We start from the raw sequence: 17,259 nt of genomic DNA, 5'->3' as shown, positions 1-17,259 counted from the left end.
TGTATGGCGTTAACCGACGGTATCGGCAGCATACTCACCAATGGCCAATGCTCTGTCACCGCCATTGGTCGCGGTATAGACCCCCAACTGAAGCGCGGCAAAACGCGCATGCATTTTGCCGTCGCAGATCATACTTAGCAACAATTGCTTTGCCGGTTGTGCTAAGCAGGCGATGTTCACGAACACTACTTTCCCTTGTATGTTCAGCCCCTTGAATTTAAGCCTTCTCAATCTCAACCACAACATGATGCGCCTTCTTCACAACCTTCTCTCGCAACACCCCCTCTACAATCAACAGGTTTAAACACAAGCCAACCAAGCGGTCGTACTCGTGTAAAAATGGCGCCAGCCATGGTTCGAATGCAGCCACTTGGCCGAGAGTCAGTCCAGTAAGCTCTTCAATAAATAACGGAGTCACCACTGCCAGCGTAATAGCGACTGCACGGTACATCCAGCGGCGGTGCCGCTCAAATTGACGCTGCAGCACCGCATACAACGCCATGGCCAAAGCCAGCATCATGCCACTACTCACCACCACCAGGCCGATAAAGCGCATGCCAAGTTCCTCTGGCGTTAAAGAGAGGTGCATCCACACACCAGAAATCGCCATGATAAAACCACTCAGTATGGCCACTCGCCCGCTTCGCTGGTGCCATGTCGGATATTGGTGCCGAAGCGCAGGCGAAAACTGCCATGGCATCGTCAGAAAAAATGCCACGCCACTGCCACCGTGGACGAGCACCGCCCATGGCGACGAAAAATAGTTTGGATTGATCAAGGACATCAATAAAGTGGACTCTACCGGGCCCAACAGCACCAGCGAAACGATGAATATCGCCGGAATGCCGGGAATTGCGGTGAGCAACCATAAAGTGCTGACTAAGAGCCAGTTGTAGTTTAATTCTAATGCCAAATGGGTGCCATCCTGAATATCAGTACGAGGTTGCGGGTGTTGCTGTTGGGTCATCTGTTGGTCTCCTGATTAATTTTCGTTAAGATGCCCAGCATGCTGCCGCGATGGCCGAAATTTGTCGTCCGGATGCACAGGCTCGTACTTGTCAAGGTTTCAGCCGGGCGGACAGGACTCATATTAAATCTGGTAATGATTTGATTTTTAAATATTTTCAATGGAGTGATTGCAATAATGACCGAACATGCGCTGGCGCTCTTTTTAAACGCTGCTTCGCTCGCCATCATCGCCTTTAGCGGCCATGTCTTACTGCAACGAACAAAAAATCAGACCTTTTATTGGCCCTTGCTTGGTTGTCTGCTGGCGATTGCGGTGTTGATTGCGCAGCCCTGGTTAAAACAGCTGGCGCCAGAGTTACGACTGTTGTTTTTACTACTGGCGTTACCGGCGCTGTATTTGCTACCGCCCTGCTTTTGGCTTTATGTACAAGGGCTCACCAGTTGCACCCCCTGGCGCTTTCATGCAAGTCATACCAAACATTTTGCCTTCAGCGGCATTGCACTGGTGATTGTCATTTGTGTTTTGCTGCTGCCTGCTGAAATTCGCCATGGATTATTGGTCGAAGGCAACGAACAGGTTGTTGAATCCAGCCCAACTTTTTTGCGTCACTTTGTCTATGGCTTATTGATCCTCACCTTTGGCATGGTGATCGGCTGGTGTGTGCAGGCAGGTTATTATGTCGTTGCGGTGTTTCGGCAATTGCACCGCTACCGGGCGCAGCTCAAACAGGTATTCGCCAGTACTGAAACTCAGGAATTGCGCTGGATCTTGTGGCTATTGCTGGCATTAATCGGGATTTGGTTATTTGTGTCGGCGTCTTTGCTCTACCACAACCTTGTTGCCCCGGTCCAGCTAGATCCGGCACTGCAAAATGGGGTGACATTGCTCCTGGTTTGGACCATCGCCGGTTGGGGTTTACGGCAAAAACCGGGCTTTGCAGAGCTTTATCAATCTGATATGGATATTCAGGAAACTCAACAAACGTTGCAGAAACAGCCAGAAGCAAAATATCAGCGCTCCGCTTTAAATGAACAATTGGCAGCGAGCATCGTCCATAAACTGCATCAGGCGATGATGCAAGATCAGCTGTTTTTAGATGCCGCGTTGTCGTTACCCAAACTTGCCAAACATATTGCTACCTCGCCCAGTTATATTTCGCAAACCCTGAATGAAACGCTAGGGGTTAATTTTTTCGACTATGTGAATCGGTTTCGAGTGGAGGCTGCCAAAATCCAGTTGCTAAGTAGTGACGATACTGTGCTTGATATCGCAATGAACGTCGGTTTTAACGCCAAATCGTCGTTTTATACCGCCTTTAAAAAAGAAACCCAACTGACGCCGAACCAATTTCGCAAAGCCCGGTAAAGCGTTCAAGACTCATCCAAATAAGTTGCTATCTCGCGAGCGCTGTTGTTGTGAAAACATCGCTGCTGGGTTTGGATCTGGTCACCCTTGCCCTTTGTCTGCTCGCGTTATTGTAGCTGCGGATTCTAGCTTGAGCCCATTGTTAGGCTGTCCGGATCCAGATGCTAAGCTGACAATTTACGACGAATCTTTTCAATAACGCTACGCCACAAGACCAATGGTATCGATATTGCATTTTTTGGATTTTTCGAACGAGCCAACATCTCTTCTTTGGCGGCAGCAAAAACAGCCTCAGAGGCTTTGCTCGGATGCCCGGAGTCAAACGGTGGTTGAGGATCATACTCGATAAGCAACTGTATTCTTTCGGCACGCTCTCTGCCGTAAATCTCTGCAACAACGTATAGACCCAGATCCAGACCTGCCGATACTCCGGCGGCGGTCATGATCTTGCCTGATCGAACAATACGTTGGTCCCGGTTCGGTATTGCGCCGAACAGCGAAAGCCGACTCTGTGCTATCCAGTGGGTAGTCGCCGGATGTCCTTCCAGCACACCGGCTGCACCGAGAATCAATGCTCCGGAACATACCGACAGCGTAAATCGACTACTCTCGTGCGTAAGCTTGACCCACTGCACGAGCTTCTGATCTGCCATAGCTGTTGCGGTACTAGCCTCAGATCCCGGCACAAGAACTATATCCGGCTTCGGGGTCTCTTCGTACGAATGCGTCGCCCCGAGAACAAGGACTCCACTGTCCATCACAACAGGCCCCGGTTTTTCGCTGACGAACCGGACTTCGCAATCAGGCATGAATCTTAGTACTTCATACGGTCCAATTGCATCTAGGGCTGTCATTCCCGGATATAGAAGGATTGCTATTTGCATGCATGCCTCTTGTCATAACGCGCGCCTAAACGGCGAGCAACTTGTTGAGAGTAAAGCGCCAATTTGCTGATGCTATTGTGATTGGCCTTGTTTGGCAACGAGTCGGGTTGGGGCTGTAATCATACCTCGCCTAACTTGCTCTGGCGACAAAACAGTACGAACCTGCAATCCCTTCCCCGCTCTGACAGGATAGTTGTCACTACTTAAAATTTAACCAGTTTGGGCGTTAAAGCGTAATTGTGCCGAGTGACAGTGAAGAACGTAAGCAACAGATTTTGAACAAGTTACTACCGCCTTCCAATATGACCGTTGCTGAAGTTTCCAGACAAGAAGGAATTGGCGTGCAAACTTTGTATAATTGGCGGGATAAAGCCAAACAACAAGGTCGTCCTGTGCCCGGAAGTAAACCAACCTCAGAACGTCTAACTACCGCCAAACAGGCGAGCGACTTGTTGTAAGTCCAGCGCCCCAAGGACAGGATGTATAAGACGTTTGTTAGTTGCCCTGCCTCAATGCTAGCGCTAACATTTGTGCACACAACCAAGGAGTTCACCATGGATACTAGAATTCAATTTCGGGTCGACGAAGAAACAAAACGTCTAGCTCAACAAATGGCTGAAAGCCAGGGACGAACACTTAGTGATGCTTGTCGTGAATTCACTGAACAATTGGCTGAGCAACAACGCAAGGCATTATCTCACGATGCATGGCTAACAGAGCAAGTGAATCAAGCATTTAAGAAGTTCGACTCGGGAAAAGCTGTATTCATTGAACATGACATCGCCAAGGTGCGAATGGCTGAGCGTAAAGCTAAAATCCGAAATCGAGGCCAGGCATGATTTCCTGGGAAGAAGCATCTCTCAATGATCGTGAGAAAATTTTCGAATTTCTTTACAACTTCAACCCAGCAGCAGCTGAAAAAACTGATGAACTGATAGAAACCAAAGTTGAAAATTTGCTTGAGCAACCACTCATGGGTGTTCAGCGCGATGGAATTAGAGGCCGCTTGTTTATTATCCCTGAGATTTCAATGATTGTTTCATATTGGGTTGATGATGCTAATATTCGAATAATACGTGTGCTACATCAGAAACAAAAATTTCCAAACGACTGATTTGTATCTGATTGGCAACTAACGCCTGTAGCCGCGGCAAATTGCGAGCGCAGCGAGTAATTTTCCAACAGCCTACATTTGTGAGTACTGCTCGACTGCCCTTGGTGGGTTGAAATCAAAACGGTATTCCGTTTTCGTCATCCATTGTCACCGATTTAGTCGCCGGAGCAGGATAGGAAATAGGTTCTTCCATATCGACTGACATCAATTCCCACATTTCATTCTGATGCAGCCAAATCGGATCAGCATTTACCCTCAAGAATTGTCTTAACTGAAGGTGAAATTTTATAAATCACCAGACCAGCAAGAACAGGCCACGCTAAAGATGACAATGCCGTGATAAATTCCGTTATTGCTTCCGCTGTTATCTCCATTAAATGTGTACACCTAACACCAAGCGCACGGGTGGCAAACCGCTCGCGGTTTGGCGCCCCAGCGGCCGCAGGCGGCGAGTACCGCGTTTTGTTAGCGAACCGCACACAAATAACGCCAACCGTGCAATTTAAAAACTAATGACAGCAAACGATAAAACCACGCTGCCGCCTTCGGGTCGTTGGCGCAAGACGCCAAGGGTTTAAATTACTTTTCACTGCCCTTCCAGGCCAGTTATACGTAAGCGTCCGGCGATCACAGGTTGATGCTCTAATTTAAGTGTCCACTTATTTTTAGTGGACACTGAGTGTCTTAAATGGCGTCGCTAGGTTGTGGTGCTAAGTCGATGTTCCATGGCAGTAGCTCATCGATGCGGTTGATCGGATGATTCCCGATGCGTTTGAGAACCGCAGTCAGATAGTCATTCGGGTTGATGCTGTTCAGTTTGGCAGTGCCGAGTATCGAGTACAGCACAGCCGCACGTTGGCCTCCGGCGACTGAACCTGCAAACAGATAGTTTTTCCTGCCCAAGGCGATGGGGCGCAATGACCGCTCTGCGCTGTTGTTGTCTAATTCAGCATAGCCATTGTCGACATACGCAACCAGCGCATCCCACTGCTTAAGCGCATAGTGAATGGCTTTGGACAACGGCGAGCCTTTTGATAAGGTGCGCAAGGTTGCCTGCAACCTGGTATGGAAGCGCTCCAGAATTGGCTTTGCTTGTGTCGCTCGGATGTGTTGTCGTGCATTCTGTGGTTGGCCGCGCGCTTGCTTTTCAATCACATACAACGATTGGATTATCTTTATCGCTTCATCAGCGATAGGTGATGGGCCGGATTGAGTGATTTCATAGAATTTACGCCGCACATGTGCCCAACAGCCATGTTGTTGGATTTTTTGTTGATATAACTCGTTGTAACCCGCGTAAGCATCAGCCTGCAGCGAACCTTGATAGCCTTTTAAATGGGCTGTCGGGTGCAGGCCTTTTCGGTCTTCGCTGTATTGTAACCAGACCGCTGGCGCTGTGGTATCACCCCATGGACGACCATCGCGCACATAGGTCCAGTACCGGCCTGTTTGTGTGCGCCCCTTGCCCGGAGACAGGGTTGGCGCTGTGGTATCATCCGCATAGATATGTTGCGCTGCTTTGACATGACGTCCGATGGCATCTGCAAGTGGTGTGAGTAAAGCGCCGATTTGCCCGACCCAGTCAGCTAAGGTCGAGCGTTCAACATCAATCCCTTCGCGCTCCATCCGCTCTGCCTGACGGTACAGCGGTTGATGATCGAGGTACTTATCAACAGCCACTTGCGTGAGCAATGCTGCACTGGCGAGTCCTTTTTTAATCACACGCTCTGGTGCTACACCTTGCACTAAAATGTCGCAATGCTGGCAACTGAATTTAGGCCGAACAATGCGAATGACCCGATATGAAGCCGGGACTACATCCAACATTTCTGAGACGTCATCCCCAATATGAGTCAATTCACCCTGGCAGGCCGGGCATTGGCACGTAGTTTCAACGCGCAGTTCTTCCCGCGGCAGTTGCTCAGGTAAAGCAGCGCGTCGACGTGGTGTTGCTGTGTCTTCGGTGGTTGGCGCACTGAGCTTAGGAAGCGCAGCAGTCTGCATCTCCAGCTCTTCGAGTTGCAATTCCAACTGATGGATTTGCGTGTCGAGAAGCTCAGAGGAGCGACCAAAACGCGCCCGCTTTAACACCGATAATTGATGGCGTAAGGTGGCAATCACCGACTCTTGCTGAGCAAGTGTTTGCTGCAGCTGTAGGATGATTGCCTGCAACTGTTTCGGATCATTGGGTAAGGAAGATGCCATCGTTTTCATGTCGTGCATCATAGCACAAAAAGCCAGCTAACTCATTGATTAATGGCGCTTATGCAGCATTTTTCGGTGCATTTTTTCGGGCAGGTGGACGCCAATCTAAACCTTCAAGCAACAGCGCCAACTCGGCCTGAGTTAAGTGTACAGCGCCGGATTTGGCATGGGGCCAGACGAACTGGCCTTGCTCTAAACGCTTGTAAAACAAACATAATCCCTGGCCATCCCACCAGAGTAATTTAACCCGGTCGCTGCGCCGCCCGCGAAAGACAAACACATGGCCACTGAACGGGTCTTTTTGCAACACATGCTGAGCCATGGCTGCCAGACCATCAAAGCCTTTGCGCATATCGGTGTAACCCGCACACAGCCAGATCCGCACATCATGCGATAACATCATCATGACAACGCCGCCACCAGTTGACGCAGCATGTCTGGCGTTGCATCGTGCAAAACCAATTGGTGACCGTTACGAAACGACACAGTTACGGCGCCTTGATAAACAACCGGAGGTGCTTCAGTGGCTTGGACGCTGATGGGAAGGAACGGGCTTAGTTGCTCAGGAGTTGCTTGCTCATTTTTGGCCCGCCGGACCCACAGTGCTTTGCCAAGCTGAGCTTCCCGCACCCAGCGAAACAGCTGATTGGTATTCACATCATATTTGCGCGCTAACGCAGAGGCCGACAGTAATCTGGCTTTGGATTCCTGCACAACCTGCCATTTAAACTCGGGCGAAAAGCTCCGACGCACATCGGATGGTTTTAAGGCAGACATTCATAACTCTCACGGTTGGGAACAGTGACAGCTATGATGCGTGATCGGTCAGTTAATAAAAGATGTGATGGCCGGACGCTTACAGTTATACGATGAAAACCGGCGTTGCAGGAACGCGCGGGCTAAACCACCTAACGTGCCGCAAAAGCGCAATGGCACCGACTTTACTTTTGCAAGCTAAGGCTAAGCTCAGCCGCGGCCAACATTGGGCACTTTATGCGCGCAAATGGGAGCAAAGCGACCAATCATAGATTGGACAAAGTTAGGCGTCGGTCTGCTGCGCTTTGATATATGCGAATCTAGGTACGCGCTTCATTTAAGACTCTGCAGGGTCTCTTTAATTTCTTTTAGCTGTGCTTGAGAAACTTTAGAGCGCTGCAAATTTTTTAATGCTAATTTATATGCCACATTAAGGGCAGCATCTTTGCTTGCAACAATATCAGGCTGAACACCAATCCCCTCCCAATTTGTCTTCGTGATAGGGTTCACTGCTTTTGCTATGGGGATAGCTACCCGGTAATTATCGGTGAGATCAAAAAACTTCCAGGGATTTGCCCCACCTTTGGTGGTCTCACCAATGATCGTTGCCCGTTTAAGCGCTTTTAAATTGTATGCAAATTCTTCCGCTGCAGAGAACGTGTCTTTACTTGTTAAAACATAAACTGGGACTTCAGATTTAGCGTTACTTTCTATGTCGGTATAGGTCCAGAATTCAGTGATAGAATCACTCTCTTTCCAATAAATAGAATTTAGGTGCACGCGTCCTTTAAGTAAATAGCTACTGATTAAGCGAACCATATCAGCGCTACCACCACCGTTGTCCCTCAAATCAAAGATGAGCGCATCTGTTTCCGATACAAACTGCATCGCTGAGTGAGCTCTGGATTTCGATTTAGCATTAACGTTATCGAAACCCCAAAAATCAATATAACCAATATTTCCGTCTAAAATTTCAACTCGCTGAAACCCCGAGTTCTTTCTATCAAGCTTTGAGAACCATCCTTCGGACACCACTTGCTCTGTTTTATGCGCTGGTTCACTCCACCTAACGGCGAAATGCTTGTCATGTAGCTGTAGAGATGAGTTCAATATTTCAGCAATTTTAGCTGGATTATCAGTGCTATTGAACTCAGCTTTCAGCTGCACGCTGGATAGAGTCCTCATAATGTCGGGAACACTCTCTTCCATCACATAATTTTTAGCGATTTTTTCTTTGAGAAGATTGACCAATTGATCATGTCTATGATCATCAGCGCATGCGATAGGAGCGATCAATACGGATAAAAGTATACAAATTATTCTCATTTTAACCTCAAAAAATGACATTCAACACCGGCACCTCACTATCAAATTTAGCGCGCGAACTTGTGAGCGTCCTGCGACCGCAGGCCTTTACTGACGCCTTGTTAGCGACCAGTGCAACAAACAGCAACAGCCGTGCAATTTAAACACTTGCGGCTGCATAACACAAAAACACCATGCGACCGCCCGGGTCGTTGGCGCAAGACGCTAACGGTTTGAGTTACTTTTAAGCACCCTGCTAAGCCAGTTGAATGATGAAAACTGGCGTTGTTGTAACGAACGGGCTAACCCACCGAACGTACCGAAAATGCACATTTACACCGACTTTGCTTTTGCAAGCTAACGCCCAGGCTCACCGGCCCCCGCGCCGCAGCGAAGCAGCGGCGTGGGGGGCGGGTGCAGCGCCTTGTTAGACGTTACTCGCATACGCTCACTCAATAAGCTCGCCATTGCTCACCAAAGACTCTCCAGTAATACATTCGTAAAATAATTTACCGTACCCGGCAGTCACGGGCGCGCGCGGGGATTCTGAATTGACTATTTTTCTGGCACCAACCCAGTCTGCTTTGTTTGAGTTGAAGAAATCGGATAACTTGTATTTATCTGTAAAAGAACCATCAAACATGCCTATAACAATTATTATTGCGGCTGTTTTTGGTTCAAGCGCTAAATCTGGATTGTCGTAGAGGGCGGTGCTCGGTTGCAGACCAAGGAGCGGCCCGAATTTCTTGTAGTTTTTGTCATGGGTTAGCTGAGAAAACCCCCGACCATAGTAGGACTTGCCGTTTTTTTTGGGTTGCCCATATGCCCCTACGTTCTTGTGAATGCAGGCTTCAGTTTTACACCCCATAGCTTCATGAACGGGTTTAAGCGTACTTGCAGTCTCCCTGAAAGCAGTTCCCAAAACGTAAGCCACTTGTCTTTTGTCGCCTTGTAAATTTCTTTTCTCAATTTCATCAAGAATAAGATTGATATTATCTTTTCCAGCCCCGCTGAAAGTAGCACTGGAAAGATAGAAGGATTTTATTTTCTTGCGGTCCAAAGCTCTGAAATATTTTTTTGATTCAGTAAGTTTTTTACAACCTTCAAATAATGCTGACCTATCAATGAAATTGGCGTGCGCTGACGACGCCAGTGCAAATGCAAACACAAGAAAAAGTGAAATTATGTGCTGTTTCATACGGCTGAGTCTCCCCCTGTGATTAACGTATAACGCCCAAATTTAGCGCGGAAAGCCGCGCAGCGCGGGTTGACGTCGCAGCCAGCTTTTTTTTGCTGGCGATAAAATTTGTTTGTTATGCGCCTTGCTCACAACTTTACTTAATACCATAATTAGGTATTTTTTGGTATCCGGAGAACTACACATGGCCAAGAACACAAGCATAACTATTGGAGAACACTTTGAGAGCTTTATTGCAAGCCAGATCCAAAGTGGGCGTTACGGCTCAGCGAGTGAAGTCATTCGCTCAGCGCTACGCTTACTCGAAAACCAAGAAACCAAACTTAACTCACTTCGTCAACTACTTGTCGAAGGCGAACAAAGCGGTGACGCAGAATATGACCTCGATAGCTTTATCAATGAACTTGATAGTGAAAACTCTCGATGAAGCCATTTAATCTCACCGTTGCTGCTAAAACCGATTTGCGAGATATCGCATTATTTACCCAGCGTCGCTGGGGAAAAGAGCAACGAAATATCTATTTAAAACAATTTGATGATTCATTTTGGCTTTTAGCAGAAAACCCCGACAGCGGTAAAACATGCGATGAAATCAGAATCGGATTTCGTAAATTCCCTCAAGGTAGCCACGTCATCTTTTATCAACAGACCGGCAGTCAACAAATTAAAATCATCCGTATTCTTCATAAAAGTATGGATGTTAATCCGATACTTGGCGCATAACGGTTTGGCTGTGCGGCGGCGGACGTCGTACGGCACGAGGCTGATGTTATCTCCTCAGTACCACGGCTTACTGCCGTCTATGATTATATGAGCGCGCTCCCGAGGTGCATCAAGCTTCTCGTACAGTAGATATCCAGCAGTAGACCAGTCCATATACTGACTCCGCTTTTGCTCTGCCGTCATCGGGACCCCTAAATGGTTCTGCCGAGCAAGAGCTCGTTGCAACCCCACTTCAAATGGAACCTCGATCCAGATCCGGCGATCGAAAATGTCCTCTGCCGCCTGGCGGAAAAGCTGAACCCCCTCGATGAGCACCACATTAGGATCTGACATTACGATCCAGCGTGGGACCTGGCGGTCTTCGGCTCGGTCGAGGACTGGAACTTCAGCCACGTAGGAGGCCGAGTTTTTCATCGGACGAAGCACCCTATCGAAGAGCGTCGCAAAGTCATACGACTCATCTGACGGATCCCCATAAACGCTCTAATCATATCAATAACTTACCGATTTAATACTTTTCCAATCCCACTCTTCAGCCCAAGTCATGATTTGCCTGATGGCAGCTTGGATATCCTGCGTTGAGATAGTCAGCCGTGCCAGACGACATAACCGCATTCCTAAATAATTGCACGACAGCACCCGTCGATGTTTGATGCTGTTGGCTTGCAACGACCTATGTTGGCCACTGATTTCCACCGCCAATCCCAGCATGTAATGAAGCCAGTTGGCGAGCGCAGCAAGCATTAACAGCACTTTGAGACGTTCCTTTTTATAGGTCTGATGCGTGTTGCTGCCAAGACCATATGTCTGGCTTTTCTGGTCGCGGAAGCTCTCTTCAATTTGCATTCTGGCGCTGTAACACTTAGCGATTTTTGAAGCATAATCAGCTGTTTGCGCTAATGAACTTACCAGTAACCAGGGCTCTTTGTATGACTTATGTTTATCGCGTTTTCGAAGTTTCCAGTGCGTGCCGACTAACACTGCTGTGGTTACATAACGCTGGCTGCTAGTGAGCTTAATTTTACCCAAACACTGCGGCGTCGTTCTGGCTTTTTTGTAGAGCTGGTCCACACTGATAAATGTTCTAGAATCAGGCAGTTGCAGCGTCTGATTGCCGCGCACCCGCGCAATATAATGCCAGCCCAACTTACGAATTTGTTTCAGCCACGGCACCTTAAAACCGGCGTCGGTGACGATAATCGGTCGGCAATCCGCTGCCAAACTAGCCTTCAGGCGTAGCAAAAATGCCTGATGCACGCGTGGGCAGTTGTACTCATCAATCGCTTTCACTTCTTGCAGCAAGGTCAAAGAGCGGCCTTCGAGTGCGAGGCTGGCCCGCAAGATAAAGTGACGCTTTTTATTGTCGGCGTTACTCCAATCAACCAAGATAAGGGGTTGTTTAGTTTGAACTAATGCCTTCGTCAGTGCCGCATAAATCAGCGGAATGTCGTCCTGTAAACCTTCGTTACTCAGCAGCCGGTCGGCTCTTTTAATACAGCTTTTTTCAGTAGCGGCACTTTGAATTCCGCGACCGATGGCAGTGACCGTACATTTGCCGTTGGTGACTAAACTTTGCAACGACGCGCAAAGTGACGCCATTCTGGTTTTATGGATGTTTTTTGGCGTGACAAATGAGAGAAAATCGGCGAGCATTCGTTGAACATTCATGGCGTGCTACTGGTTATTTTTTTGGCGAAAGATCAGATCAGGAACTGCCATGAATGTTCCCATCTCGCCTAACTATTTGTTTTACCTACTCCATTTGTGGGGATTCCTCAGACGACTCATAGTACCTCGCCTCGCTCGGTCAGGATTTGCATCCCGAACCGCCTTTGGAAAAACAAAGTCGTCAACGTGAAGCACTAACGGCTCGACAGACCAGTCGTAAAGCCTCGTGCGCAATTCTTCTACAACTGTGGACTTCCCAGCCCCTCCGCGCCCTGAGATTCCGATGACCACGTTTCTTTGCAGCCTTTTGAACATTTGGGCAATGTCACTGACGACCTCTGCGACCGACGGAGTACCAAGGTTCTGTTGCGGAGTCTGCACTTTCAGTTCCATATAACAGCGCCTTGTTATACAAACTTTTTGACTATTGATTGGAGCTCTGCTTTTTCTATATCTGAAGAAAAAGAAGACGCTGGGATGATTAAGGCAAGAAGCTTATCTAAAAAAATATAAAGATCACCGTTATTATCTTCTACTGACTCAACACATTCCCATTTATAGAAACAATTTCCAAGTGGGTTTATTTCTGTAATTCCGTCATTACCAAACTCTATGATTTTCTCCCCAAGCATTAAGCCATTTTCATTGGGAGTGCTCGACTGACGGAGTTTACGCATATTGCTAGAGTAAGCGACAATAAACACAACAAAAGGGAGTGCAGCTATTGCAGCTGAAGGCCAATGGAAGCTAGACAAGGATAATGAATCAATCTGAAATACAAACATAAAAGCTATCGCTGAAATACACCAAATAATCATGTTTTTGATGACCCCTGCACCGCCCTTAGGTTGTGGTGCGCACAGGCGCTTAAACGCGTAATTAGTGAAGTTAAGATAATCCGACTTCGTGACTGTTATTGTTTTAATCATGATTCAAACTTTTCCATGTATGTATAACACCTGCCCACAAACGCGAGCAACTTGTTGCGAGTCATTTTTGATGGCGTTTGTTATATTTCCATTCTAACTAGAGGCGCTCGTTCACCCATGTAAATGCTGACAGGAACAAGCAAACGCTTATTATCCTGCTCTCTAAGTTCATAATAATCTTCGGTGCATTCATACGAAAAAGAGTTATTTTCCCGAAGCACTAATTTTCGAATGTCGCCATTGCTGGTTTTCGCACTGAGTTGCCCATCATCAAATGTAACAGTCATCACCGTATCATCTGCACCTTTGTATTTACCAATCATAGCCTTAGCTTGTTCTGTAATATTTTTACGAACAATTGGCGCTGGAGAAAGGTTCAGTTGCCTTGCAATCATATTTAACAAAGCTGGACCTGGGTGAACTGCGTCATTATTGCCGAATACGGTGCCAAGTAAATCATGCGCGGGAAAATAGACTGACCATGCAACAAAACCAGGCACTTGCCCTTGATGACTGTACGACGGTTGACCGCTTATCGGATACACATCAGTGCCAAACCCATAATTAATTGGTTCTCCGTTATTTAATTTTGCTCTAGTTACCATCAACTGATAATTTTCAGCCGAAATTACCTTCCCAGAGCGTAAGCCACGATGCCACAAGCTAATGTCGTCAAGAGTCGATGCAATTGCACCTGCCGCATAAATCCAACTGCGGTCAACGGTTTCGGGGGGCAAATTGTAGTGGTCAACTAATTTTGGCCACATCGTTGTAGCCAAGCCAGTACCTGCGCTCGGATTCATTCGGAGCCAAACCACCGTTATAGTGATGTGGCCTGAGCTGGCTGTAATAGCCCAGCATGTAATTCAGTATCTCTCGTTCTGCTTGAGCAAATGAGCTGTAACCTACGGTCGGAACCCATTCTGTCTTTAAGCTTCTGAAGAAGCGCTCCATCGGGCTATTGTCCCAGCAATTACCACGACGACTCATGCTTTGCCGAATTTGAAAGCGCCACAGCAATTGCCGGAACTTGGTACTGGTGTAATGGCTGCCTTGGTCTGAATGGAACATCACTCCTTCAGGCCGACCTCTGGATTCAAACGCATGACTAAGCGCCTTGCCGGTTAATTCACTGTCAGGCGAGAACGACATGGCCCAACCAATTGGTTTTCTTGCAAATAAATCCATCACTACAGCTAAGTAAGCCCAGCGGTTGCCTGTCCAGATGTAGGTCACATCGCCACACCACACCTGATTTGGTTTGGTTACGGCAAACTGGCGCGCCAGCAAGTTTGGGATATCAATCCGTTCACTGCCTGTCTTTTTATATGAATGCGCCGGTTGCTGGCAGCTGATAAACCCTAGTTTTTCCATGCATTTAGCCGCCAGGTATCGGCTCATTTTAACACCCTGAGTGCTTGCCATCGTTGCAATGCTGCGAGAGCCTGCGGAGCCATTGCTGGCATCAAACAGCTCACGGACTTTGCTTAGCCGAACAACCTGCTCTGGCTGAATCGCCTTGGGCTTTTTCCAATACTTAAAGCTGCTGCGATGGACTTCAAACACCCGGCACAACTGCGCCACGGCATAACTCTGCTTGAGCTGAGCAATTATCGTGAATTGTTCAGCGAGTCCGACATCAAGAGAGCTGTAGCCTTTTTTAGGATTTCTTTTTCCAGCTCTATCTGTTTGATTCGCTTCTCTAATTCGCGAATTTTAAGTTGGTCTGGCGTCATCGGTGTGGCTTTGGGCGTGATGCCTGAGCGCTCTTCACGCAACTGCCGAACCCATTTATCCATGGTGGATTTACCAACATTCATCGCTGCCGCTGCTTTAGCAACCGAGTAACCTTGGTCGAGCACCAGTTGGGCACATTCCAGACGAAATTCTGGGCTAAAAGTAGGTCTTGTCTTTTTGTTCATCATGTCACCTAATTGCTTACGAGGTATAGCATAACACCTCTAATCAGGTGGCCAAATTCAGTGTGCCACTACAGCTGAAACTCCATGCCAACTACTCCATTACACATAACTATAAGCACAGGGGCGCGAACTTGTGAGCGTCCCGCGGCCGCAGGCCGCTACTGATGCGCGTTGTTAGCAACCCGTGCAACAAACCGCGCCAGCCGTGCAATTTTAAAACTTGCGGCTGCATAACATAAAAACACCATGCTACCGCCCGGGGCGTTGGCGCAAGACGCCAACTGTTTGAGTTACTTTTAAGCGCCTTGCCAAGCAAGTTTTATGATGACAAACGGCGTTGAAATAACGGACGGGCTAACCCACCGTACGTACCGAAAATGCGCAATTGCACCGGCTTTGCTTTTTACAAGCTAACAATCAAAGCAAAGGCGAGCCGTCAGGCGAGTCCTGCTGACTTTGCTGGTTAGGTTGAATGTAAATAGCTTTGATTACCGGCTTATTTAAATAAGTTGGAATAAGATATGATATGTAGCTAAAGCAAATACTTACACCTATTAACATTACCAAAACCAACCATGATACCGTGACACTTGCGAGCATAATCAAAACTGAAACTAGTGTCATTGCAAAACCTATCCAGCCTAAAACGAAAGCAACGTGCCAAGCCCAAGCCTTTCGGTATAGCAGCCCTGCAGCGATGCCTCCTCCGCCCACCAACAGCCAGATAAATTTTATTCCATTCGTTTCCCATATTGCCGCTGTATTAATACTGTACAAACAAGAAAAAGCATAAATTGCCGCTATTAGATAGATACCTATTGGAAGTTTCATAGCAGACCTAACTATAAGCACAGGGGCGCGAACTTGTGAGCGTCCCGCGGCCGCAGGCCGCTACTGCTGCGCGTTGTTAGCAACCAGTGCAACAAACCACAACAGCCGTGCAATTTAAAAACTTGCGGCTGCATAACATAAAAACACCATGCTACCGCCAGGGGCGTTGGCGCAAGACGCCAACGGTTTGAGTTACTTTTAAGCGCCTTGCCAAGCCAGTTGTGCGATGAAAACCGGCGTTGTAGTAACGAACGGGCTAAACCACCGAATGTACCGAAAATATGCAATTACACCGACTTTACTTTTGCAAGCTAACTATAAGAGCAGGGGCGCGAACTTGTGAGCGTCCCGCGGCCGCAGGCCGCTACTGCTGCGCGTTGTTAGCAACCAGTGCAACAAACCACAACAGCCGTGCAATTTAAAAACTTGCGGCTGCATAACATAAAAACACCATGCTACCGCCCGGGTCGTTGGCGCAAGACGCCAACGGTTTGCGTTACTTTTAAGCGCCTTGCCAAACCAGTTGTGAAATGAAAACCAGCGTTGAAGTTACGAACGGGTTAAACCACCGAACGTACCGCAAATGCGCATTTACACCGAACTTTGTTTTTGAAAGCTAAAAGTATAAGCGCACGCGCGCGAACCTTGGTGAGCGTCGCTGCGGCCGCAGGCCGCAAAGTGCCGCGCCTTGTTATGCATTTAGTCGTACCACCAAGCTTTATTTTTCATAAATTCACAAAATTGCTCTTTATGATATGGCTGCATTTCGCCTTTAGCGGTCATAGCATCACGTTTCAAAATAAAACCTTCAATGACTTTCAGATTATTTGGCACTGTGAACCACTCATACTTTTTATCCACGCCGGAGATAATTCCTTTAATTTTATTTGCAGCTGCTTCAGCATTCTCTTTTGTAAAATGGCTTTCCGTCATCCGCATGTCAGGTTCAATATCTTCGTTTATCGGGCATAAGTCTTCTGCTGCTACTTGAGCAGCAAAAATCATTAATATAACGGTCAGAGCCAGCTTCAAATGGACCACCATTTATGCATAACTATAAGCACAGGGGCGCGAACTTGTGAGCGTCCCGCGGCCGCAGGCCGCTACTGCTGCGCGTTGTTAGCAACCAGTGCAACAAACCACAACAGCCGTGCAATTTAAAAACTTGCGGCTGCATAACATAAAAACACCATGCTACCGCCAGGGGCGTTGGCGCAAGACGCCAACGGTTTGAGTTACTTTTAAGCGCCTTGCCAAGCCAGTTGTGCGATGAAAACCGGCGTTGTAGTAACGAACGGGCTAAACCACCGAATGTACCGAAAATATGCAATTACACCGACTTTACTTTTGCAAGCTAACTATAAGCACAGGGGCGCGAACTTGTGCGCG

General features: G+C 47.7%; 19 protein-coding genes and 1 pseudogene. 6 read left to right on the top strand and 14 right to left on the bottom strand.

Going from position 1 to position 17,259, the window contains the following annotated elements; all coding sequences use genetic code 11:
* Nucleotides 1-9: 9 nt before the first annotated feature.
* Entirely contained in the window at nt 10-180 is a 171-nt protein-coding gene (locus AC53GJ_RS07135) for a hypothetical protein (protein WP_496731884.1), read from the bottom strand.
* Between the two features lie 37 nt (nt 181-217).
* Nucleotides 218-967 carry a DUF2306 domain-containing protein gene (locus AC53GJ_RS07130; RefSeq protein WP_496731883.1) on the bottom strand — a complete coding sequence of 250 codons (750 nt, stop codon included), beginning with the start codon at nt 965-967 and terminating at the stop codon, nt 218-220.
* A 177-nt stretch (nt 968-1,144) separates the two neighbouring features.
* Between AC53GJ_RS07130 and AC53GJ_RS07125 the strand changes: the two genes are divergently transcribed.
* Entirely contained in the window at nt 1,145-2,335 is a 1,191-nt protein-coding gene (locus AC53GJ_RS07125; RefSeq protein WP_496731882.1) for a helix-turn-helix domain-containing protein, read from the top strand.
* Nucleotides 2,336-2,499: 164 nt separating this feature from the next.
* On the opposite strand, the gene AC53GJ_RS07120 is transcribed toward AC53GJ_RS07125, so the two are convergent.
* Nucleotides 2,500-3,219: a DJ-1/PfpI family protein gene (locus tag AC53GJ_RS07120; protein WP_496731881.1), complete on the bottom strand. Its 720-nt coding sequence runs from the start codon at nt 3,217-3,219 to the stop codon at nt 2,500-2,502.
* Nucleotides 3,220-3,458: 239 nt separating this feature from the next.
* Here AC53GJ_RS07120 and AC53GJ_RS07115 point away from each other — a divergent pair.
* From AC53GJ_RS07115 to AC53GJ_RS07105, 3 genes and pseudogenes are all read left to right on the top strand, one after another.
* Nucleotides 3,459-3,638: pseudogene (locus tag AC53GJ_RS07115) on the top strand (transposase); the annotation flags it as partial.
* A gap of 135 nt (nt 3,639-3,773) precedes the next feature.
* Nucleotides 3,774-4,058: a type II toxin-antitoxin system RelB/DinJ family antitoxin gene (locus AC53GJ_RS07110; protein ID WP_496731880.1), complete on the top strand. Its 285-nt coding sequence runs from the start codon at nt 3,774-3,776 to the stop codon at nt 4,056-4,058.
* Nucleotides 4,055-4,333: a type II toxin-antitoxin system RelE/ParE family toxin gene (locus AC53GJ_RS07105; RefSeq protein ID WP_496731879.1), complete on the top strand. Its 279-nt coding sequence runs from the start codon at nt 4,055-4,057 to the stop codon at nt 4,331-4,333. Before AC53GJ_RS07110 ends, AC53GJ_RS07105 begins: the two co-directional genes overlap by 4 nt.
* A gap of 684 nt (nt 4,334-5,017) precedes the next feature.
* Here the strand turns inward: AC53GJ_RS07105 and tnpC are convergent.
* The 5 genes from tnpC to AC53GJ_RS07080 all read right to left on the bottom strand — a co-directional run bounded on the left by tnpC (nt 5,018) and on the right by AC53GJ_RS07080 (nt 9,797).
* Nucleotides 5,018-6,547, bottom strand: coding sequence for an IS66 family transposase (gene tnpC, locus AC53GJ_RS07100; RefSeq protein WP_496731878.1), 1,530 nt, complete (start codon nt 6,545-6,547; stop codon nt 5,018-5,020).
* Nucleotides 6,548-6,596: 49 nt separating this feature from the next.
* Nucleotides 6,597-6,944, bottom strand: coding sequence for an IS66 family insertion sequence element accessory protein TnpB (gene tnpB / locus AC53GJ_RS07095; protein WP_496731877.1), 348 nt, complete (start codon nt 6,942-6,944; stop codon nt 6,597-6,599).
* On the bottom strand, nt 6,941-7,315 hold the full coding sequence (locus tag AC53GJ_RS07090) for a transposase (RefSeq protein WP_496731876.1): 375 nt from the start codon (nt 7,313-7,315) through the stop codon (nt 6,941-6,943). The genes tnpB and AC53GJ_RS07090 overlap by 4 nt, the downstream gene beginning before the upstream one ends.
* Before the next feature lie 312 nt (nt 7,316-7,627).
* Complete coding sequence (locus AC53GJ_RS07085) at nt 7,628-8,641, bottom strand: S41 family peptidase (protein WP_496731875.1); 1,014 nt, start codon at nt 8,639-8,641, stop codon at nt 7,628-7,630.
* 406 nt (nt 8,642-9,047) lie between these two features.
* The gene (locus AC53GJ_RS07080) at nt 9,048-9,797 is read right to left on the bottom strand and encodes a hypothetical protein (RefSeq protein WP_496731874.1); all 750 of its coding nucleotides are present in this window, start codon (nt 9,795-9,797) and stop codon (nt 9,048-9,050) included.
* Between the two features lie 184 nt (nt 9,798-9,981).
* On the opposite strand from AC53GJ_RS07080, the gene AC53GJ_RS07075 reads away from it, so the two are divergent.
* Both AC53GJ_RS07075 and AC53GJ_RS07070 read left to right on the top strand, forming a co-directional pair.
* Nucleotides 9,982-10,224 (top strand): type II toxin-antitoxin system ParD family antitoxin, encoded by a 243-nt coding sequence (locus AC53GJ_RS07075; protein ID WP_496731873.1) that lies wholly within the window; start codon nt 9,982-9,984, stop codon nt 10,222-10,224.
* Nucleotides 10,221-10,520: a type II toxin-antitoxin system RelE/ParE family toxin gene (locus tag AC53GJ_RS07070; RefSeq protein ID WP_496731872.1), complete on the top strand. Its 300-nt coding sequence runs from the start codon at nt 10,221-10,223 to the stop codon at nt 10,518-10,520. The genes AC53GJ_RS07075 and AC53GJ_RS07070 overlap by 4 nt, the downstream gene beginning before the upstream one ends.
* Nucleotides 10,521-11,012: 492 nt before the next feature.
* On the opposite strand, the gene AC53GJ_RS07065 is transcribed toward AC53GJ_RS07070, so the two are convergent.
* The 6 genes from AC53GJ_RS07065 to AC53GJ_RS07040 form a co-directional block, all read right to left on the bottom strand.
* Complete coding sequence (locus AC53GJ_RS07065; RefSeq protein ID WP_496731871.1) at nt 11,013-12,188, bottom strand: IS4 family transposase; 1,176 nt, start codon at nt 12,186-12,188, stop codon at nt 11,013-11,015.
* A 407-nt stretch (nt 12,189-12,595) separates the two neighbouring features.
* Nucleotides 12,596-13,117, bottom strand: coding sequence for a YcxB family protein (locus AC53GJ_RS07060; protein ID WP_496731870.1), 522 nt, complete (start codon nt 13,115-13,117; stop codon nt 12,596-12,598).
* An 80-nt stretch (nt 13,118-13,197) separates the two neighbouring features.
* On the bottom strand, nt 13,198-13,884 hold the full coding sequence (locus AC53GJ_RS07055) for a serine hydrolase (RefSeq protein ID WP_496731869.1): 687 nt from the start codon (nt 13,882-13,884) through the stop codon (nt 13,198-13,200).
* Nucleotides 13,865-15,039, bottom strand: a protein-coding gene (locus tag AC53GJ_RS07050) for an IS3 family transposase (RefSeq protein ID WP_496732760.1) whose coding sequence is annotated in 2 segments (ribosomal slippage) — nt 13,865-14,772 and nt 14,772-15,039 — 1,176 coding nt in all. Because the reading frame shifts where the segments join, the coding sequence is not laid out codon by codon here. The genes AC53GJ_RS07055 and AC53GJ_RS07050 overlap by 20 nt, the downstream gene beginning before the upstream one ends.
* 417 nt (nt 15,040-15,456) lie before the next feature.
* A complete protein-coding gene (locus AC53GJ_RS07045) occupies nt 15,457-15,870 on the bottom strand; it encodes a hypothetical protein (protein ID WP_496731868.1) in 414 nt (137 codons plus the stop codon).
* 699 nt (nt 15,871-16,569) lie between these two features.
* The gene (locus AC53GJ_RS07040) at nt 16,570-16,902 is read right to left on the bottom strand and encodes a hypothetical protein (RefSeq protein WP_496731867.1); all 333 of its coding nucleotides are present in this window, start codon (nt 16,900-16,902) and stop codon (nt 16,570-16,572) included.
* Between the last annotated feature and the right edge of the window lie 357 nt (nt 16,903-17,259).

It is taken from the genome of Rheinheimera sp. B2H12 (assembly GCF_059620065.1).
Note: the sequence above shows the minus strand (reverse complement) of the source record. Positions and strands in the feature narration are given on the sequence as shown.